This is a genomic window from Vulcanococcus sp. (assembly GCF_044369115.1).
Taxonomy (GTDB): Bacteria; Cyanobacteriota; Cyanobacteriia; order PCC-6307; family Cyanobiaceae; genus Vulcanococcus.
In genome coordinates this window covers 1-3141 of sequence record NZ_JBIPMN010000230.1, presented here as the reverse complement: position 1 = coordinate 3141, position 3141 = coordinate 1, and the positions used below count along the sequence as shown (strand labels likewise).

The window sequence follows — 3141 nt, the reverse complement described above, 5'->3', positions numbered from 1 at the left end:
TTGCAGGCAGGGGGTGTCCGGAGCTGTTGCAACCACCATGGCCAGGCCCTGTCGCCATTGACCAGGGTAAGGGCCATTGCGCCGTTCGGATCGTGGAGTTTGGCAGTCCCTCATGGGCGCAACCGCCCCGTAGCCTCGAGCCATGCGCGTGCTGGTGGTCACCAACCTCTATCCGCCCCAGGCCAATGCAGTTGGTGGCGCTCACCAGCAGCAGGTCCATGCGCAGCGATACCGCCCGCGCCTCGCCGTGCCGCAAAATCTTGAGCGACTGGGGCACAAAGTCGCCCACGGTGAGCATCGAGGCGACGGTGCGATCTGGTTGGCGAGGCTGACTGGGTTCAACCACAGTTTCTCAAAGGCCAGTGCAGGCACTCCATGCATGGGGCATCGGGGTTCCGCAGCACACCCAACCCGCCTGCTTGGTTCAGCTGAAGACCGTGTCGGCGCTGACGCTCTCGCTGCTCTCTCCAAACACCACCAGCGAGCCTTGCGGGTTGTCGTCGCTCTCGGGCTCTGCACCCCACAGCTCAAACGGTGACGCCAGGCCACTGGCGTTGACCTCGGTGAAATCGGGTTCCCGATCGGCTTCAATCTCAGCGTTGTCGATGGGTTGCGCGCGCGTGAAGGTCACGACGGGTTCCTGATCGCCCGTGGCGGTCGGCGCCCAGGGTTCGTTGAGCACCAGATGGTCGGCGTCGCCGCCTCCCTGCGCTGGGCTGCTCACCCAGCCCAGATGGGTGGCGTCGGCGGCTTCAGCAGGGTTGCTGGGCATGGTGTTCTTCGGCCTCTGGCTCCTGTTTAGCCAGGTTCGCGGCCGCTGCCAGTCGTTTGGGTCGTTTGAACACCATGAGCGGCAGATCGGCGATCTGTTGCACCTGCACCAGCTCCCAACCGTCGTCACCAAGGCGGTTGAGAAAGTCGTTGATCTGACGGCGTCCGTTCTGGTTGGCGTAGTACTCCGGAAACTGTGACCGCAGGGCTTCGGCACTGAGCGATCCACCCAGCTTGCGGCTGGCATCTTCAGGTGAGGCCGGTGGCTGCGCCACCAGCTGCACCACCTTGTATTCCCAGAACGGCTGGGCTGGGGTGCCGCGCAGGCGCTGCCGCAGACGTTTGAACACGGGTGGGCTGCGCTGAACTCTGGAGCCAGGCTGCCATGCCTGGCTCGTTTAGGTTGAACTCAGGTGTTTGCAGTCCGGTGGATCTTCCCCTGCTGCCGAAGCGCAACCACCCCGAGGGGATGGCCCTGGTGCTGGCTGCTCACAGCGAAGGGGCCTACCTGGCAGCGGCGGTGCGGTGTGCCGTGGAGGCCCTGCGGGCCCTGCAGGTGCAGGCCGTGCCTGTGGAGCTGGTGCTCGTGCTGCATGGCGCCGACGGCACCACCGGTGAGGCGGCTGCCCAGTTGCGCCGCCGCTGCGCCGTGCCGCTGCGGCTGCTGAAGCGTCACCGCCACGGGCAGGCCCAGGCATGGCAGGCCGGCATTCGCCACACGCGGCAGGCCTGGATCGCCCTGGGCACGGTCGACGACCTGTTGGCGCCCAACTGGTTGAACGCGGTGACGACGGCGATTGGTGCCCAGGGTGAAGGCTCGGCCCGGTGCAGCGTGTTTCACCCCCGCGCGCTCTTCTGCTTTGAAAACGAGCAGCAACTGCAGCTGCTGCCCGATCAGGGCGAGCTTGATCACCCGCTGGCGGCGTTGCTGAGCCAGGAGCTCTGGCCGGGGAGCTGCGTGGCGCATCGGTCTGTCTTTCAGGTGTGCCCCCTCCAGCCCGTGGCCAGCACCCTGCCCCCGGCCTTGGGCAATGTGCTGTGGAACTGGCATTGCCGCAGTTTGCAGGCTGGTTTTGTGCACCGGGCGCTCGACGGCACCTGTCAGTTCAGGCGGCAGCGTGCCGCCGCGTGATGGTGGATCCCGCGCTCTGGCAAAGCCTGCACCGCCGGATGGCGGCCCAGGAGCCGGGCCTCGGCAGCCTCGATCTGGCCGGGCTTGTGCAGCAGGCATCGCCCCCCACGCCCTGCCTGCGCAGCCTGGTGATGCAGCGGGTTTTGGAGCAGACGCCCAGGCCACCGCGTCGCCTCCTTCTGATCCATGGTTTTGTAGTGGGCGGCGTGGAGCGGGTGGCGGCCCATGCCGCCCAGGCGGTGGCCGCCCACTGGGGCAGCGACGATCTGCTGGTGCTGGCCACGGATCAGCCCCAGGTCGACACCTTGCCCTGGTTTGCTGATGCGGGCAGGACCCTGGCCCTGCCGGCCCTGGAGCCCGAGCCCTTGCCGTTTGACGAAAGGGCATTGCTGCTGGCGCAGCTGATCAGGTTCTGGCGTCCAGGGGCCGTGCTCAACCTGCACAGCGCCGCCGGCTGGCGGGCCCTGGAGCGGTTCGGAGAGCACCTCACCTGTACAACCCGTTGGAGTGCGGGGCTGTTCTGCAGGGATCGCTTGCCCAATGGCATGCCGATCTCCCATGCCGATCGCTACCTGCGCAGCACCCTGCCCCATCTGGAGCGGGTGATCTGCGATCACCAGACCTTTCTTGACCAGCTCAGCCACGATTTTGCCCTGGGGCGCTGCGACCGGGCGCGCTTGCAGGCCCTCTATCAACCGGTCGCCATCGAGCTGCCGGCCCGCGTCTGTCGCGGAGAGCGGCTGTTGTGGGCCGGCCGGCTCTGCGCGCAGAAACGCCCCGACCTGGTGGCGCGGGTGGCGAAGCTGCGCCCCGATCTGCCGATCGATATGCATGGCCCGGCGGTGTCGGCCGATCAATGGCGCGCCTGGGGGCTCGACCGCCTGCCCAATGTGCAGGCCTGTGGCCCTTACCAACGCTTTGCCGATCTGCCCCTTGAGCGCTATGGGGCTCTGCTATTCACCTCCGACTATGAGGGTCTGCCTAATGTGCTGCTGGAGGCAGGCGCCGCCGGCGTGCCGATCGTGGCCATGGCGGTGGGTGGGGTACCCGAACTGATCCACCACGCCACGGGCTGGCCCGTGCCGCCAGCGGCGGGAGCTCAGGGGTTGGTGGCGGCCCTGGATCGGCTCTGGGCCGATCGGCAAGAGGCCGAGCGGCGCGTGAGCGCCTGCCGCGACCTGCTGCGCCGGCGCCACAGCAGCGCCCGCTACTGGCAGACTGCCACCCACGCCAGCGCT

General features: G+C 67.7%; 4 protein-coding genes. 2 read left to right on the top strand and 2 right to left on the bottom strand.

All coding sequences use genetic code 11. The annotated features are described in order from the left end of the window. Positions 1-424 precede the first annotated feature (424 nt). Together ACIQ2E_RS13635 and ACIQ2E_RS13630 are read right to left on the bottom strand one after the other, a co-directional pair. Positions 425-772 carry a hypothetical protein gene (locus ACIQ2E_RS13635; RefSeq protein ID WP_398331628.1) on the bottom strand — a complete coding sequence of 116 codons (348 nt, stop codon included), beginning with the start codon at positions 770-772 and terminating at the stop codon, positions 425-427. Further along, positions 753-1121, bottom strand: coding sequence for a hypothetical protein (locus ACIQ2E_RS13630; RefSeq protein ID WP_398331625.1), 369 nt, complete (start codon positions 1119-1121; stop codon positions 753-755). The genes ACIQ2E_RS13635 and ACIQ2E_RS13630 overlap by 20 nt, the downstream gene beginning before the upstream one ends. A 77-nt stretch (positions 1122-1198) precedes the next feature. Between ACIQ2E_RS13630 and ACIQ2E_RS13625 the strand changes: the two genes are divergently transcribed. Both ACIQ2E_RS13625 and ACIQ2E_RS13620 read left to right on the top strand, forming a co-directional pair. Further along, positions 1199-1903, top strand: a complete 705-nt coding sequence (locus tag ACIQ2E_RS13625; RefSeq protein ID WP_398331622.1) for a glycosyltransferase — start codon at positions 1199-1201, stop codon at positions 1901-1903. Beyond that, positions 1903-3141: glycosyltransferase family 4 protein (locus ACIQ2E_RS13620; RefSeq protein ID WP_398331619.1), on the top strand; the 1239-nt coding region annotated here is incomplete at its 3' end. The genes ACIQ2E_RS13625 and ACIQ2E_RS13620, both read left to right, overlap by 1 nt.

Excerpts from the sequence above, each read along its gene's own strand:
- ACIQ2E_RS13635 (WP_398331628.1), bottom strand. The coding sequence starts at position 772 with ATGCCCAGCAACCCTGCTGAAGCCGCCGACGCCACCCATCTGGGCTGG.